This window comes from Oscillospiraceae bacterium, from assembly GCA_009780275.1.
Classification (GTDB): Bacteria; Bacillota; Clostridia; order Oscillospirales; family UBA929; genus WRAI01.
This window is the reverse complement of record WRAI01000010.1, coordinates 1-16,028: the sequence shown is the minus strand read 5'-3', so window position 1 is coordinate 16,028 and position 16,028 is coordinate 1. Positions and strand designations below refer to the sequence as shown.

Sequence of the window (16,028 nt, the reverse complement as noted above, 5' to 3'; positions counted from 1 at the left end):
GCCCTTGTGCCGTAAATTTCTCCTAGCTCTGCTCAGCGAACCAATCCCTAAACGCGTGAATGGTCGGCATGGTTTCATGCGTAGCAATGTCCAGCTGATTGACCGAGTAGTAATGACGATTTTGACCCCAACCAAGGCCTACCACGTCGTTGACCGAAAACCACACGGCAATCCTGATGTTTTGCAGATAGCGGTGATTTTGACGATTTCTAAAATCGTTAAACATGGCATTGACCCACGCCGTCTGCTGCGCAACATGGCGGAATCGCGTGGTAGGCTGCCAGCCGCCGTCGCGCCACTGCCGCTCACCGCCCGAACCGGCAGCAAATTCCGAAATCGACCACGGAAAGTTATCGAAGTAGGGTATATACTTGTTATAAATCGTCGTATACATGCTTCTAAACGACCGGAACTCCGGATGGTTTCCCATCTCGTAATAGGTAATGCCAAGCATATGCACCGTGTCCATGCTGGGCAAATACGCCTGCCATTCGCCCCAGCTGCCAAACGGAATTGTCGGCGTATGGGGATTGAAAATCCATATCAGATTGTCAGCACCCTCTTCGCGGAAAATGTTGTACATATGCTCCCACGTCTTGACAAAAATGTCAGGATCCATCAGCGTAATCATACCGCAATAACTCACCCAGTCGGTGTTCATTTCGTTGTTGAGCCGGAAGAGGACGGGATAGCCGTAGGCGATAAGCTGTTGCGCTTCAAAGCGGAACTGGTCGTCATAATCGCCGTTGAGAATGTCAAACATCGGCGACCGCGCAACGTCCAAGCTACCGTTGTTCGTCGTGGTGAATTGATAGCTGATTTGCAATACGGGACGGCCGTTAAACCCGTTGCCGCCCGCGAACTCACGCGCCAACGTCAACGGCATGCCGATGTGAACGCCGCGCCACCCGTTTGCTGCAGTGCCGGTGCCGCGCAAATGCGTATACGTGGGCAGAATGGGGAAGTCAAATCGGCTGTCCAGCCCCATGTGCTCGGCCAGGAAATTTTGTGTCCTATTGAGATGGTAGCGGTCTAACGCTATATTGCCCCAAGACCAGTTTGGCTGCTGGTCGCCCGCCATCGAGCGAGTAAAGAAACCCCAGTCAACCGTCTCCTGATTGAGCAGTTTCTCATAGTATGCACGCGTCTCGGCGCTCCAATAGTCAGGAATATTCGGCTCAAATGGCGTTTGGTCATTTTGCGCCCGGCCGTTGCGCGAGAACACGGCAAATCCGGCAATCAACCTGTCAAAGCCAATGACATCTTCACGTGCCGAGCGGCGCACGAGCATATAATGCACCCGGTACTCACCGGTGCGGCGAATGACAGCAATATCGTAATAGGGACGTTCAATGTTTCCGCGCCCTTCAACGCGTAAGTTATACGTGACAACTTCAAAGCCCGGCAATATATGAACCCGCGTCGACTGCGCGCGAACCGTACCGATATCATTGTTACTCAAGAAAGTATCACTGCCAATAAAGCGGTTGATCCACTCGCCAAAAAATATATTCCATCCCTCGCGCGTGTTAGAATACGGACTTTGGTCTTCGCGCGTTACCGTAAGTACCGAGTCGGCGCCATCATACGCGCCGTAATGAAATTGCGAGCGAATGCCGCTGAGCCGAAAGTCGGCAGTATAGTCATGCGTCGGCAAGGTGATGGCCCAACCATCGTTGACATTGACGACACGCGCCTCTGTCTGGCTATAAAAAACATACTTGACATCGTTGTTGCCGACAGGTCCGGGGATGGTGTCAACACGTTCTCGGTTGTGATAGTAAGCGTAATCGACAATGTTGACGCCGTTGGGGAAGAAGCCGCTGCCGGCAAATCCGCTGCCGGCATATTGACCGCGCCATAGCCATTCGATTTCAGGCGGGCGGTTTGGGTCAGGCGTACCCGCCGTACACCCTTCGCCGATGCACTCAAACACCGTTTCAATGCTGAAGCTGTAGAATGTGACCGTGCCGTTGACGGCAAAGACACGCATCGCCGCCAAACTGAACAACTCGCCGGCAAACGGCGTTATCTGCTGCCCTTGGCGCATATAAGCAAGCAATTCGCGCAACGGTATCTCTCCGCTGTACCAGCCGGCAGGCAAGTCGTCATCGGCAGTGCCTATCGTGCGCTCAGAGAGAATATAACTCAACGAATAGAGATTGTCCTGTGTAGCATCACCATGGGCAAACAAGATATTTGCCGCGCCTGCCACCCTGATATTATAGCGCAGCACCATGTCATCCCAATCTGCCGCAAGCAGCGGAATGGGCGTCTCCATCGTATACGTCGTATGCGGCCAAGAGCCGCCGACATTGATAAGTCGGTACGCATCGTCGTCAACTTCAACAATCACGCTGTTGTCAGCCCCCGGCGCGCTCGGCTCGCTCACCCAGCCGCCCGGCACCAAATCAAAAATATCAAAGTGAACCTGTGACATCATGCATTGGCATTGCGGCGGATCGCGCCACTCCACTTCATCCAGCATACGCACCATACCGGCGATCAACTGCTGTGTCTGAAACGCAAAATTTGGATTAAAGATGAAAAGCGGGTCGCCCGGCGGCGTACCGGTTGTCGCCGTGCTGAGCATCACCTCATGGTAATACATAAAGGCAACCGCCCCGCGCGCCCAAGACTGAATACCGCCTTGCCCCGGCGGCAGCCAGTCGGCAAAATCAGTCGCGGCCGGGAAACCTACCACAGTATACCCCAAGGCCTCCATCATGCGCGTCAAGCCGACAGCCGCTTCAGCGCGCGTCAGCGTATGGTTCGGCCCAAAGCCAAACACACCGCCGAACTCACCGCCTGTCACAACACCCATCGTCGCCATCGCCATGATCTGCGCATACTGCGGGTGCGTATCCGGCACATCAGGGAAATCTATATCGCCCGGCTCATTGCCCGGCACCGCCAACCAGTTGGAAACAACTTCATCAAGGTCTGCCGCGCCGCTGTAAACAACCATATAATTGGCCAGTAATTCAGCTATGTACCAACGCGGCGCACCCTCCCGAAACAGCACCCCTTCGGGCAAATCCTGACTGTCAATAATCTCCAACTCCACAGCCCGCAGCACATACGGCACAGCCCAGCTGTTGGGCGAATCAGCAGACAGCGGGGAATCGGCTGCAAACGCAACGCCGTTCGTCATAGACAACAGCATCAACAAACTCACCGCCAGCGATAACGCGCGTTTTGTTTTCATAAATATATTCTCCTAAGCCTTCGTTCCTTTTATTGTACGCGATACAGCCCTTGTTGTCAATGCATCTATTGAATTTTACAGTAAATGGTGGTATACTGCGCGTAGGGGCAGTGCTCTACTGTCCCTATAAAAACAAAGGAGAGCCCTATCCCATGAAACTATTCACATCCGAATCCGTCACCGAGGGACATTCCGACAAGGTGTGCGACCAAATTTCCGACGGTGTGCTTGACGCCATTTTAGCGCAAGACCCGCACGCGCGTGTTGCCTGCGAGTCCATTGTTACCACAGGCATGGCACTTGTCATGGGCGAAATTTCAACCAACGCATACGCCGATATTCCAAAAATCGTGCGCGATACGTTGCAACGCATTGGCTATGACGACGCTGTCGGCGGCATGGATTACCGCACCTGCGCCATTTTGACCTCTATTGACGAGCAGAGCGCCGACATCGCCCAAGGCGTCAACCAAGCCTTCGAATATGCCGGCGACGCCGCCGACATGACGGGTGCTGGCGACCAAGGCATGATGTTTGGTTATGCTTGCGACGAAACGCCGGAACTCATGCCGGCCGCGCTGGTCTATTCGCATAAACTCACTCGCCAACTCACCCAAGTACGCAAAGACGGTACATTCGGCTGGCTGCGCCCCGACGGCAAAGCCCAAGTCACCGTCCAATACGACAAGAACGGCAACATTACACGCTGCCCCGCCATCGTGCTGTCGGCACACCATACCGAAAATATCAGCACCGACGCTTTGCGCAAAGCCTTGCGCGAGGCCGTCATAGACCCCGTCATACCCGTCGGGTGGCTCGACAACGACACCAAATTCTACATCAACCCGACCGGCCGTTTCGTCGTCGGCGGCCCACAGGGCGACTCGGGACTGACCGGCCGCAAGCTCATCGTCGACACCTACGGCGGCGCGGCGCGGCACGGCGGCGGCGCATTCTCGGGCAAAGATCCCACCAAAGTCGACCGCAGCGCAGCGTATATGATGCGCCACATTGCCAAAAACATCGTTGCTGCGGGGCTGGCGCGCCGTTGCGAGTTGGAAGTCGCCTACGCCATCGGCGTCAGCACCCCCGTCAGCGTGCTGGTCGACACATTTGGCACAGGCATCGTCAGCGACGACAAAATCACCGCCGCCATCAACCAACTTTTCGATCTCCGCCCGGCCAAAATCATCGAATACCTTGATCTGCGCCGCCCCATCTACGCCCAAACCGCCGCTTACGGCCACTTCGGCCGCCACGACTTGGACTTGCCCTGGGAAAAAACACACAGAGCCGACGAACTGAAAGAATTATTAGCATAAGGGACGAACAGTGTTCGCCCGCGCCGCCGCGCGATAATTTCGCATTCCAAATTTACGCAGGGAGGCCAACTCATGCAAAAAATCTACACCATCACCGACAGGCTCTCCCGCGTAAAGCCATGGGTATGGCTGCTGCTTGCGCTGTTGGTAACGCTGTTCACGCGCCTGGCGTGGGTGCTGCTGACGCGCAATATACCGGCCAACGATTTTCTGCGCTACCACGAACTCGCCGCGCATTACGCCGAACACAATATCATTTTAATGCGGCGATTTACCTCGATTTTCCCGCACACTTGGGGCTACACTATGGTACTGTCGTGGGTGTACAACATTTTTGGAGCATCACATGCCACGGCGTACGGATTTAACATTGTGCTTTGCCTTGCTATTGTATCCTTGATTTATGACATCGGCGCAAAATTATTTACACCTTGGATTGGCGGCGTTGCGGCATTGATTTGGGCGCTTATGCCCGGTCAAATTTTATTTTCAAATTTTATCGCCGCTGAATTGCTCCATCTTGCGATTATGCTGGCGGCTATCAATTTATATGTACGCATGAATAGGGCCGAAACACTGAAAATGCGACTGATTTTAGCTTGCGTTTGCGGCTTGGCAACGGCTTTCTCCGCCATCGTCCGCCCGATTGGATTGGTCCTGTTACTCGCCTTTATGCTCCACCTTGTCATAGTCCATGCCACGCGTACAAATCGATTTATTTTACTCATCAACATCAGGCGATTTTGCCGTCAAGGCTTACTGCTCTGTCTGCTGATTCCCATGACATACTTTGGCGTTATGGCAGTGTATGAACACGCCTATCTGGCACCCGCCCTGCAACGCTCGGAACGCCTTGCCGACGAAACACGCGATTGGCGGCCCGCAATGGATACGCCTGAATGGCAATTCATCATTGGCATGCTCGATCCGCCGCACCATTTGCACGAAGAAATCCCAAACAGGCATCCCGCTATGAACGGTCCCGGTTGGAATTTGCTGGTTGGTATGCACGCACCCACCAACGGCTTTTTGACACATCACATTGGCGATACTTTCTTCTACCCTGTTGCCGATGACCATTCCATCACAGCGCAGCAAGCACAGCGAATATTTATGCGGCAAGCTGCCAGACTGACCGGACGTGCCATTCAAAACGGCGCGCTCCCGCAACTCTTGCGTGAAAAAGCGCGGCATATGTGGGGCAGTGACGATTGGGCCGTCGGTTGGGCCGCACGACATGACACGTCCGGCCTCGTCAGTGTGACAAGTTTTGAACGACCCCTGCGGTTTGCCGCAAACGCCTACTACCGCATCATCCTAACACTTGCCTTAGCTGCCGCTGCCCTCTGGCTGTTGCGAAAAAAGTCACGCAAATTGCTGTCACCCGCATTGCCGCTGATGATTATCCTCACAGGCCTGTTTTTCCTCAGCTTGCTTGTCGAAACCCATCCGCGATACACTTTCCCGGCCAATACACTTCTCATTTTAGTCGGCGCAAGCCTTTTAACGCATCTTATAAAACCGCCAAAAACAACGGAGGAATTGTCATGCAAAAAATCTACACCATCACCGACAGGCTCTCCCGCGTAAAGCCATGGGTATGGCTGCTGCTTGCGCTGTTGATAACGCTGGCCGCCCGCCTCGCGTGGATACTGTTGACCGCCAATGAGCCGGTGAGCGACTTCGCGCGCTACCACGAGCTGGCGGCGCACTACGCCAACCACGGCACCATTCTGTGGGGACGGTACACCGCCATTTTTCCACACACCTGGGGCTATACGCTGGTGCTGTCGTGGATGTACAGTCTGTTCGGTGTATCATACAGCGTGGCATTCGGCTTCAATCTCGCGCTCTGCCTCGCCATCGCCGCGCTCATGTACGACATCGGCGCCAAGTTATTTGCGCCCTGGATCGGCGGCATTGCGGCACTCATTTGGGCGTTTATGCCCGGTCAAGTCATGTTTGTGTCGCTCATCTGCGCCGAAATGCTGCACCTCACGCTCATGCTCGCCGCCATCAGCCTTTATCTGCGCATACACCGCGCCGAGATATGGAGATCGCGGCTGTTTTTCGTCTGTGCATGCGGCATTGTGCTGGGGTTTTCATCGATCATCCGCCCCATCAGTTTGGTTATCTTAATTGCCCTTGTCTTTCACTTGATACTGTCGCACGCTTTCGTGCGTGTACAAGGTTATTTGGTCGTCTTCGGCAAAAACTTCCTCAAACGCGGCCTAATTCTGTGCCTGCTGTTGCCGCTGTTCTACTTCGGCGCGCTGTCTCTGTACGAACACGCCTACCTCGCACCAACATTGCAACGCTCTTACGACACCGATCTCAGCGAGTTTTTCCTTGACCGCGACGTACCTCCTATTCCATTCTCTGATTTCCCCAATTCACGGCCGGCCATGAGCGGCGGCTGGAACTTGCTCGTCGGCATGCACGCGCCGAGCAACGGCATACTCAATGAATATCTGCAAATCAACTACTTCCTGCCCGCGCTCCACGACACATCGCGCTCTGCCATCGAAGTGCAGCGCGACTTTATGGAGCAGGCTGTGTATTCGGCGCACCAAAACTTGCGTGACGGCACCATGCTGCCGTTGTTGGCGCGCAAAACCATCAACCTGTGGGGACGCGACGACTGGGTCGTCAACTGGCAGGCCAACAACGAAACAGTCAACGAATACGGCCAACCTGTCGGGCACATCAGCGTCGCAGCTTGGCAGCGACTGTTAAGTTTTGCGGCAAATGGGTATTATTATATTGTGCTGGCGGCGGCACTGCTGTCAATGTCGCTATTGCTGTTCGTCAAAAAAGCGCGGCGGCGGCTGTCACCGATATTGCCGTTGTCCATCGCTTTCTGGGGCTTGTTCTTTTTCTTGCTTCTGATGGAAACAAATGCACGCTACCCTTACCCCGCCAACGCTCTACTCATCTTAATCGGCACAGGCTTGCTGACGCTGCTAACACGCCCGACGCGCAAAAAAATCCTGTCCGCCGACGGGCACGAAGTCGTAGGCATATACGATGAACCCCATACACCATCCCTCACTGACACGCCTGCCAAAATAACAACTCAACCCGCAGAGTCTACCCCCGCCCCCGACCAAAATGCAGCATCACCCGCTCAAAATGCAGGCCTGTCGCAAGAAAAAGCGACACTGTCCGATCAAAATGCGGGTCTACCTCACGAAACAGCAACGATGCCCCCCAAAACGATTGTCTCGCCGTCCGAAGCAACACCTCCACCCCTGCAAAACACCCCAAAAACTGCCCTGTCGGTCGAAACCGACCCGCCGTCAAGCCTATGACGAATCTACTCCAACCCGGAATTCCCATCAACAAACTGCATGGCATCAGCATTCTGGCCCTCGCGCACATCGGCGACGGCGTATATGAGCTCATGGTACGTACACGGCTCTGCCTCAACGGCACACCGACGGCCAAGCTGCTCCACACCGCCACCGTCAAACAGGTCAACGCCACCCGTCAAGCCGTTGCCGCCCGCGCATTGCAGCAACATTTCACGCAAGAGGAAATCGACGTTTTCCGCCGCGGCCGCAATGCCAAATCACCCACCATGCCTAAAAACATCGCCCCCGAAGACTACAAGCTCGCCACAGCGCTCGAAGCTGTCTTCGGCCATCTGTACCTCACAGGCAACACGGCGCGCCTCAACGCCTTGATGGATATTATCGGAGGTTTGGAAAACTAGATGATTAAGAGAGTCGCAGCTCAAACGTTTGATTATACTGTCATCTTATTCGGCAACTTGCTGTTCGCCGTTGCCGTCATTTACTTTATTCTTCCGCACCAAATCCCGCTCGGCGGACTGTCCGGCATCGCGCTGATTCTATATGTGCAGCTCGGGTGGCCCATCGGCTCGATGGTGCTGTTGATGAACCTGCCGCTTTTTTTCATCGGCTTCCGCTCCATGGGTGTAAAGTTTTTGGTGCGCACTATCTTTTCGGTCGCGGCCGGTTCATTTTTGCTTGATTTTCTGCCGCATATCTTGCCCTACTTCCACATCGAAGAAATATTGATGGCCGCCCTATGCGGCGGAATTTTAGCAGGACTGGGCTTTGGCTTGGTTCTATCGCGCGGCGCCACCGGCGGCGGCATCGACATCATCGGCAAACTCGTCCAGCGCAAGCGGGGCGATTTATCATTAGGCCGCATCGCGCTGTATATCAACGTAGTTATTTTTATCGCGGCAGCATTCCTCTTCCACAGCCCCGAAGCAATCTTATACGCATTGGTGGTGCAATTCATCAGCGGCATGGTGCTGGACTCATACCTCAATGGCCTAGACAGTGCGACATCAATACTGATTGTCACCAGTCAGCCCGAGCAAGTGCGTGATGTGTTGCTGGCGCAAGTCAAGCGCGGGGCAACAGCCATTGATGCCAAAGGCATGTTCTCGGGCGATAATAAAACTGTCTTTCTCTGCGCCGTGCGCCGCTATGAGATTACAGCCGTCAAGAAGGCTGTCACAGCGGCGGATGCCGAGGCGTTCTTGATTTTAGCCAACGTACAAGAAGTGCTGGGCAAAGGATTTAAGCCGTTTGCGGCGTATTGAGCCAAGAGCAGCCGAGTAGGCGGCTGACAAAATTGGAACCCTTGTAAATTATTTGACAATTGCATAGCTGTGTGCTACAATTAATGTAATAAAAAGGAGGTGAGCAATTATGAATAAAGTTTATGTCATAATGCAAAGTGTGTTGCTCACCTATGGAATATAGCACCGATATTTCCATGTGTGTGATAAATGTAAGCACTTTCCGTTTTGAAGGTGCTTATTAATTTTGCAAGGAGAGTATTATCATGGATATTATGTATCGGCTTTTATTAAGAGATGAGTGCCAAAAATTTAGAGAAATAGATAGATATGAAATTGTGGAAGATATTTATTATTTTAGAGATGGCAATTTGGCTTTAGAGAAGGAGTATTATGAGATTCAAGGATTGGATAACATTGAAAAACGAATCGCAGAACTCATAAACATCTATGATGAGGGTGGAACAATGTATGGGGCATTCCACCGGGAAATGCTTGTCGGTTTAGTTGGTGTGGGAGGGCAGCTTGTTGGAAAAAACAACGACATCATTCAATTAACCAGTTGCTTTGTAAGTAAAAATTATAGAAAACAAGGTATCGCCACTAAACTGGTTAATATGTCAAAAGAAAGAGCCAAACGGTTGGGTGGAAAAAAGATGTATGTTTCAGCTACGCCTTCAAAAAATACTGTCCATTTCTACACAGGCATTGGGTTCAAAGCGACTGATGAGCCTATCAAGGAATTGTTCGATAAAGAACCTGAGGACATACATATGGAAGTCACATTATAAACATTATCGGAAACAGGCAACCCCTTGATGTCAACCGAATCAAGGGGTTCCTTATTATTACATACACACTACAAAATCGCCTTCAACCGCCTCGCAAACTCCCTTACCTCCCGCTCGGTGTTGAATATTGAAAAACTCACGCGTACCGTGCCGTGTGCCAATGTACCAACATTGCGGTGCGCTAGCGGTGCGCAGTGCAAGCCTGCCCGTACGGCAATACCGTAGCGCGATAACTCATTGGCAATGTCTTCGGAATCCTTGTCGGCAACGCTGAATGACAGCACGCCGAGTTGTTGTCGCGAGTCGCCATGATAAAGCGTTACGCTTGATAGCTTAGATAACTCGACAATCAGCAGCGCCATCAACTTGTGCTCATGTGTCAAGACAGCATCAAAACCCTTCTGCATGACGAATTTGACGCCTTCATGTAGCCCCGCGATGCCGGGCATGTTTTGTGTACCGGCTTCGAGCCTGTCGGGGTAGTCGTCAGGCATTTCACGCCGCAAGGACAAACTTCCCGTGCCGCCGCGCATGAATGGTTCCAACTTCATACGTTGCGGCACAATCAATATGCCTGTGCCTTGTGGGCCATATAGTCCTTTATGTCCCGGCACACAGATAACGGTATTGGGTAAATTTTCGGCAATAATCGGCACATGCCCGCACGATTGCGCCGCGTCCAGCACAAGCGGTACGCCACGTGCGGCACATAATGCCGCAATTCCTTCCACAGGCGTGAGCGAACCGAAGACGTTAGATGCGTGACAAAGCACTGCCAATTTTACGTCGCCATCCAAGGCCTTGCGCCAATTTTCCAGCGTGGCGTTGGCATTGAACAGCGGGCAATCAACTTGCCGCAACGTTACTTGTTCGGCGACGTATAATTGACGCATGACAGCATTATGCTCATGCGATGAGTGCAGCACAACGCCGCGTTTGGGCAGCAGTGACTGAAGGGCAATATTCAGCGAATGGGTAGCGTTAGATGTAAAAATCACTGACTCGGGGCTGTCGGTGCAAAAGAATTCCGCCAACGTCTCACGCGTGTTGAATAAAATGTCGGCAGCAGCCATGGCGTTTTTATGCGCACCGCGGCCCGGCCCGGCTGCTATACCAACAGTGCGCCGCATGGCATCGGCAACACGCGGCGGTTTTTGCAATGTTGTGGCGGCATTGTCAAAATAAATCATATCGGCAACTCCTTATACTCGCCCTCAGTCGTAATGGCATACACGCCGCGCGGCGTAAGCCCTTGTTCTGCCAACACCTCCAACGCTTCGGACAGCATTTTTTGTTGCAGCTTAACACCATAAACGCAACCTTCTTTATCGAACCCATTCTTTATTTTCGTCACATTCACTCCATGCAGCCCTGCACGGCTCAACACTCGGTCAGCGCGTTGCGCGTAAGTCATTGATCGACACGCAATTAAGCATTCGGCCATATCATCACTCTCCTGTTCTATATCATTGTATGATTTCGAGGCGAGTGGTGTGATTTGTCGAGGCTTGGCGGATGGGCAAAAAGCTCGCTGCTACAGGCTTATAAACAAAGTTTCTTTTTACGGCGAAGAATAACAGCTATCATTCTCCCGCACCCTTCGCACAGCGATAAATCTTCTACTGTCATATTGACAGATTGTTTTTTGTATGCCATATTAGAAATATCTAAACTATGCTTGCTAAAAAATGAAAATTACGGCGAGGAGGATGTTACGATGCGTAAAATCTTGATTGTCGGCGGCGTGGCCGGCGGTGCTTCAGCGGCGGCACGGCTGCGTCGATTAGACGAGCATGCGGAAATTGTAATGTTTGAACGAGGCGAGCATATTTCATTTGCCAATTGTGGTCTGCCATATTATATCGGCGGCACAATTGTTGATAGAGGCGCGCTTTTGCTGCAAACGCCGGAAAGTTTCCGCCGCCGTTTCAATATTGATGTACGGACGTTGAGCGAGGTTGCCGCAATTGACCCGGCGACTCAAACCGTCACAGTTAAAGATATAACTACGAGCGAAACGTACCGTGAGTCCTATGACAAGCTCATTCTCGCACCCGGCGCAGAGCCCATCAAGCCGCCTTTTCCCGGCACTGATCTACCATGCGTATTCACCCTGCGTACTATTCCCGATACCGACCACATCAAGACATATATTCAGCAAAACAAGCCACAGCGCGCGGTTGTAGTTGGCGGCGGTTACATCGGCGTGGAAATGGCTGAAAACTTAAAAGAAGCGGGATTGGATGTCAACATCGTCGAAATGTCCGACCAAGTCATCGCACCGCTAGATATTGATATGGCCTGCGATGTTCATCACTATTTACGACAATCGGGCGTTTCACTATATCTAAGCAATAAAGTTCAGGCCATCACAGAAGACGCAGGTGGTTTAACTGTCCAACTGACTGACCGCGCCATTCATACTGACTTAGTCATTTTGGCAATTGGCGTGCATCCCGAAAGCAATTTGGCGAAAGATGCCAGTCTTGCCACCGGCGAGCGAGGCGGCATTATTGTGGACAAGCACATGCGCACCTCAGATAAGCACATCTACGCTGTGGGCGACGCAGTTGAAGTAACCGACTTTATCACCGGCAAAAAGGCCATGATACCGTTGGCCGGCCCGGCTAATAAGCAAGGGCGCATAGCCGCTGACAACATTTGTGGCATTCCCTCAGTATACGTTGGTACACAAGGTTCGTCGATACTGAAAGTGTTTGATATGACAGTGGCTGCCACCGGCATCAATGAAAAAACTGCCAAACGTCTTAACTTGAATTATGACAAGGCATTTGTATGGCTGCCCGGCCATGCGGGATATTACCCCGGCGCAAAATCGACTTCTACAAAAGTAATTTTCGAAAAAGAGACAGGTAAAATATTGGGTGCACAAATGGTAGGCTTTTACGGCGTGGATAAACGTTGCGATGTATTGGCAACCGCCCTTCGCGCCAACATGACAGCGTTTGACCTCACGCAATTGGAGCTTTGCTATGCGCCGCCTTACTCTTCAGCCAAAGACCCGATAAATATGGCAGGCTTTGCCATTGAAAATCTGTTGACAGGTAAAGTAAAGCAAATCCATTGGCATGATGTAGACAATCTGCCTCGTGATGGTAGCGCGACATTGCTGGATGTCCGCTCAAAATGGGAAGCCGCACAAGGAGGAATCGCAGGTTTTAACAATATACCACTGGATGACTTGCGCGGACAGTTGGGTAGTCTTGATAAAGTAAAGCCAATCTACGTGCACTGTCATAGCGGTATGCGCAGCTATATTGCTGCTCGTATTCTCATACAGAATGGATTTGATGCGTATAATATTGGCGGAGGATATAGGCTGTACAGTTCTATCTTGACTTAGGGTTGACGAATTCAATTAACCTACGCACAAAAGCAGCACCGCATTGCATGGCGGCGCCGCTTTGTAATCTTTGGCTGTTATGCTTTACAAAGTGCCTTCGCATTGGTGGCGAAGTTCTTTCAACTGATCACAATCGCTGTCGAGCATATTGGGCGGAAAAAACTCATCGACGGGGAATTTAATCTTTTGGAACAAATTGCGCGGATTGTCTTCCGAGCTACCAACGCATTCTTTGTCCGGCAAGCAGAAGTCGTAGGCAGGAATAATCAACTGCGTGTCACGTTCGAGGCGCACGATGGAGAATTGCCCGAGTGTACAGTATAAGCGTTTTTCATCGCCGTGTAACACTAACTCATCGTCAAAGCTATGCATGATAAATGGCGGAACTTCGCACATATCGTCAGTGGGGCGGCATTCACAAGTATCGACCATCTTGATGTTGAGAATAATCGGATCGACAACTTCGACTACGCAATTGGGCATACTCGTGCTGCGTACTGATTGCGCATCCAGCCCGTTGATGCTGGTGTTGCTTTTGAAGATTTTAGCGTTTCCCTCACTGCCGAATAGAATCACGCGCTTATCAAATGTGGTCAATCCACTGACCTCTTGGGGACGTCCAACGCCGCAAAAGGCATCGGCGGTAATGCGATAAAAGTAACGAATATCACAAGTATAAAATCCACGGTTGAATGGTACCGGCTCGACGTCGATAAAAACCCAAAGCAGTTCGGCGCGGCGTGCCTTGACGCTGATGGCACGATCAACGATTTGCTGACTGCTCCGCGTGAGGAATACGCGCATGTCCTCCAAACAGTCTTTATCTCTGCAAGCGTCATAGATTTTCTGTGTGTGGACGCAAACGGCTTCTTTGAATGATTTGGCGGTATCGAGCTTGATTTCTTCGGCCAAGGGGCCGGGATTGACTTTTTCCATAGATAGCAGTCCTCCTATATTTTTTGCCTTCGCATCATTGTATGTTGCTGTGAGGGCATTGTTCAAAAAAATTCGATTTTTGCACGCGCAATCGCTGTTTTCGACAGATTTTGCAAGGACAAACGCACAAAAACAACAGCCGCCTTGTAAAAAAGACAGCTGTTTGACGTGAAATTAAATTGCGATGACGCAAGAATTGGACATCGCGCCGATTTCGTGTTAATATAACAACATAATATACAATGGAGGCATCCAGTGAAAAAGAAATACGCATTATTTTTTATCATGCCGTTTATTCTTGTATTTATGCTGCAATTTATCGGGTTGGTTATCCGCAGCTTTACTGATTTTCATTTGTTTGTCTACCCAAATTTTATTTGGTTGGATAATTACATCAGAGCTTTCAGCGATACTTTATTCACCACAGCACTAGGCAACACCTTGTTCTTATACGCACTAACCTCCGCGATTGTTGGAACTATTTTGTTATTTCTCTACGAAATAGTGCGCAAACGCAGTAAGGTTGCGTATTACTGGTGCGTTTCTGCGCTGTTGTTTTTGTCGCTTGTCTATTTTTGGGTAAATTCAAACTTTCTTTTATTTGCTTACCTCGGATGGATAGATACTCATCGCACACTTGGATTACTGCTGCTCTACTTCGTCATTGCCACACTCGGAATTACCGCCGCATTACTGACAATCCCGCTTGAACGCATGAGCAAATCATTGCGCCCGATTTTAGCATTCTTAATCCCGATAATTATGTCTTTTCTTTTTGAACACAACATCCGCGGAATGCTTTTACCCGGTTTCTTTTCCACCAGCCGCAACACGCTCACAATTAGACCACTTGCTCTCGACTACGTAAACGTGCGCCTTGAAATCGGCTATGCAGCAGCGCTGGATGTGCTGCACAGGCTGCTTGTTATTGCGCTAATTGTGATTATTGTGGTGGCTGTAAAGATTTATTACAAATGTAAACGGCAAGTAACTGAAATTGAGGTTACAGCATCCGCTCAATCTCCGCAATCAGATTCGGCAGATACGTGTACAACGTCAAATCAAACGGACGAGTGCGTGTAATGCCCAGCAATTCTCGCGGCGCGCTGTCGTGTTCGGTTCGCGTTACGCTTTCAAAGTCCACAGAGAAATTTAACTCAGATTTGTAGCACACCACGCCTTGATTATGTGGACGAAATGCGCTTCTGCTTAATACTGTCATAAATCTGTCGCCATCTCGCGCAGAATAACGTCGTCGTGCTCGGCTCTCGCCCTCAACATACACAAGATAAGCCCGCTTTGCGCTTTCGGCGATTTCAAAAACAGAGATTGGTCTATCACCTTTGGGGTTTCTGCCAAGCTCGCAAACATGAACGATATAATGGCGATACACCACGTCAACCTGCCCACCATTATAATGCACCACAATCACAGGCGTGCGCGAGCGGTCATGCGCATTGAAAATCAACGCCAATGACGGAATGCCATCGTCGCCAAAATCAAGCAATTCCGCATGACGAACGCCGTGTTGTGCCAAATCATTATGTATGTGGCCGAAATGTTCAATGACTTCGAGTAGGAAATCGCGGTAAGCTGTCAGTGCAGCAGCCCGCGTTACTTCAACCCCGTCATTGTCATCACGCACCAACGGCGCAGACACACGAACCGGCGCGTGTACCGATTGCAATAAAATGCCGACACCCAACTGCCCGGCTTCGTTACCACCCCACGCCCAAAGTTGTCCGTCAAGTGTAAGTGCCAATGTATGCGAGGCGTTGGATGCATTGCCCGCCGATACCATGGCAACGTTGTCTTTAATAAACACAGGCGTTTCACGATCAATGGTTGT

At 51.2% G+C, this 16,028-nt stretch carries 13 protein-coding genes; 8 read left to right on the top strand and 5 right to left on the bottom strand.

Features of this window, described 5'->3' with window-relative positions; translation table 11 throughout:
* Nucleotides 1-22: 22 nt before the first annotated feature.
* Nucleotides 23-3,208 carry a glycoside hydrolase family 26 protein gene (locus FWE06_04290; GenBank protein ID MCL2546398.1) on the bottom strand — a complete coding sequence of 1,062 codons (3,186 nt, stop codon included), beginning with the start codon at nucleotides 3,206-3,208 and terminating at the stop codon, nucleotides 23-25.
* 152 nt (nucleotides 3,209-3,360) lie between these two features.
* Here FWE06_04290 and metK point away from each other — a divergent pair, with 152 nt between their 5' ends.
* The 6 genes from metK to FWE06_04260 all read left to right on the top strand — a co-directional run bounded on the left by metK (nucleotide 3,361) and on the right by FWE06_04260 (nucleotide 9,879).
* A complete protein-coding gene (metK, locus tag FWE06_04285; GenBank protein MCL2546397.1) occupies nucleotides 3,361-4,530 on the top strand; it encodes a methionine adenosyltransferase in 1,170 nt (389 codons plus the stop codon).
* A 72-nt stretch (nucleotides 4,531-4,602) separates the two neighbouring features.
* A complete protein-coding gene (locus FWE06_04280) occupies nucleotides 4,603-6,120 on the top strand; it encodes a hypothetical protein (protein MCL2546396.1) in 1,518 nt (505 codons plus the stop codon).
* A complete protein-coding gene (locus tag FWE06_04275; GenBank protein ID MCL2546395.1) occupies nucleotides 6,078-7,841 on the top strand; it encodes a hypothetical protein in 1,764 nt (587 codons plus the stop codon). Before FWE06_04280 ends, FWE06_04275 begins: the two co-directional genes overlap by 43 nt.
* Nucleotides 7,838-8,245 (top strand): ribonuclease III, encoded by a 408-nt coding sequence (locus tag FWE06_04270; GenBank protein ID MCL2546394.1) that lies wholly within the window; start codon nucleotides 7,838-7,840, stop codon nucleotides 8,243-8,245. Before FWE06_04275 ends, FWE06_04270 begins: the two co-directional genes overlap by 4 nt.
* Nucleotides 8,246-9,109 (top strand): YitT family protein, encoded by an 864-nt coding sequence (locus FWE06_04265; protein MCL2546393.1) that lies wholly within the window; start codon nucleotides 8,246-8,248, stop codon nucleotides 9,107-9,109. It begins immediately after the preceding gene.
* A 245-nt stretch (nucleotides 9,110-9,354) separates the two neighbouring features.
* Nucleotides 9,355-9,879, top strand: a complete 525-nt coding sequence (locus tag FWE06_04260; protein ID MCL2546392.1) for a GNAT family N-acetyltransferase — start codon at nucleotides 9,355-9,357, stop codon at nucleotides 9,877-9,879.
* Nucleotides 9,880-9,947: 68 nt separating this feature from the next.
* On the opposite strand, the gene FWE06_04255 is transcribed toward FWE06_04260, so the two are convergent.
* Both FWE06_04255 and FWE06_04250 read right to left on the bottom strand, forming a co-directional pair.
* Nucleotides 9,948-11,069 carry an aminotransferase class V-fold PLP-dependent enzyme gene (locus FWE06_04255; GenBank protein MCL2546391.1) on the bottom strand — a complete coding sequence of 374 codons (1,122 nt, stop codon included), beginning with the start codon at nucleotides 11,067-11,069 and terminating at the stop codon, nucleotides 9,948-9,950.
* Complete coding sequence (locus tag FWE06_04250) at nucleotides 11,066-11,323, bottom strand: DUF3343 domain-containing protein (protein MCL2546390.1); 258 nt, start codon at nucleotides 11,321-11,323, stop codon at nucleotides 11,066-11,068. Before FWE06_04250 ends, FWE06_04255 begins: the two co-directional genes overlap by 4 nt.
* 273 nt (nucleotides 11,324-11,596) lie before the next feature.
* On the opposite strand from FWE06_04250, the gene FWE06_04245 reads away from it, so the two are divergent.
* Nucleotides 11,597-13,243 carry an FAD-dependent oxidoreductase gene (locus FWE06_04245; GenBank protein MCL2546389.1) on the top strand — a complete coding sequence of 549 codons (1,647 nt, stop codon included), beginning with the start codon at nucleotides 11,597-11,599 and terminating at the stop codon, nucleotides 13,241-13,243.
* Between the two features lie 84 nt (nucleotides 13,244-13,327).
* Here FWE06_04245 and FWE06_04240 read toward each other — a convergent pair whose 3' ends face one another.
* Complete coding sequence (locus FWE06_04240; protein MCL2546388.1) at nucleotides 13,328-14,179, bottom strand: hypothetical protein; 852 nt, start codon at nucleotides 14,177-14,179, stop codon at nucleotides 13,328-13,330.
* 255 nt (nucleotides 14,180-14,434) lie between these two features.
* Between FWE06_04240 and FWE06_04235 the strand changes: the two genes are divergently transcribed.
* Nucleotides 14,435-15,262, top strand: coding sequence for a hypothetical protein (locus FWE06_04235; protein MCL2546387.1), 828 nt, complete (start codon nucleotides 14,435-14,437; stop codon nucleotides 15,260-15,262).
* On the opposite strand, the gene FWE06_04230 is transcribed toward FWE06_04235, so the two are convergent.
* Nucleotides 15,183-16,028, bottom strand: an 846-nt coding sequence (locus FWE06_04230) for a hypothetical protein (GenBank protein MCL2546386.1), incomplete at its 5' end; no start/stop codon positions are given. The two genes, FWE06_04235 and FWE06_04230, sit on opposite strands and share 80 nt — an antisense overlap.

Excerpts from the sequence above, each read along its gene's own strand:
- FWE06_04275 (MCL2546395.1), top strand. The coding sequence starts at position 6,078 with ATGCAAAAAATCTACACCATCACCGACAGGCTCTCCCGCGTAAAGCCA.
- FWE06_04265 (MCL2546393.1), top strand. The coding sequence starts at position 8,246 with ATGATTAAGAGAGTCGCAGCTCAAACGTTTGATTATACTGTCATCTTA.
- FWE06_04280 (MCL2546396.1), top strand. The coding sequence starts at position 4,603 with ATGCAAAAAATCTACACCATCACCGACAGGCTCTCCCGCGTAAAGCCA.
- FWE06_04255 (MCL2546391.1), bottom strand. The coding sequence starts at position 11,069 with ATGATTTATTTTGACAATGCCGCCACAACATTGCAAAAACCGCCGCGT.
- metK (MCL2546397.1), top strand. The coding sequence starts at position 3,361 with ATGAAACTATTCACATCCGAATCCGTCACCGAGGGACATTCCGACAAG.
- FWE06_04250 (MCL2546390.1), bottom strand. The coding sequence starts at position 11,323 with ATGGCCGAATGCTTAATTGCGTGTCGATCAATGACTTACGCGCAACGC.
- FWE06_04270 (MCL2546394.1), top strand. The coding sequence starts at position 7,838 with ATGACGAATCTACTCCAACCCGGAATTCCCATCAACAAACTGCATGGC.
- FWE06_04240 (MCL2546388.1), bottom strand. The coding sequence starts at position 14,179 with ATGGAAAAAGTCAATCCCGGCCCCTTGGCCGAAGAAATCAAGCTCGAT.
- FWE06_04290 (MCL2546398.1), bottom strand. The coding sequence starts at position 3,208 with ATGAAAACAAAACGCGCGTTATCGCTGGCGGTGAGTTTGTTGATGCTG.
- FWE06_04245 (MCL2546389.1), top strand. The coding sequence starts at position 11,597 with ATGCGTAAAATCTTGATTGTCGGCGGCGTGGCCGGCGGTGCTTCAGCG.
- FWE06_04260 (MCL2546392.1), top strand. The coding sequence starts at position 9,355 with ATGGATATTATGTATCGGCTTTTATTAAGAGATGAGTGCCAAAAATTT.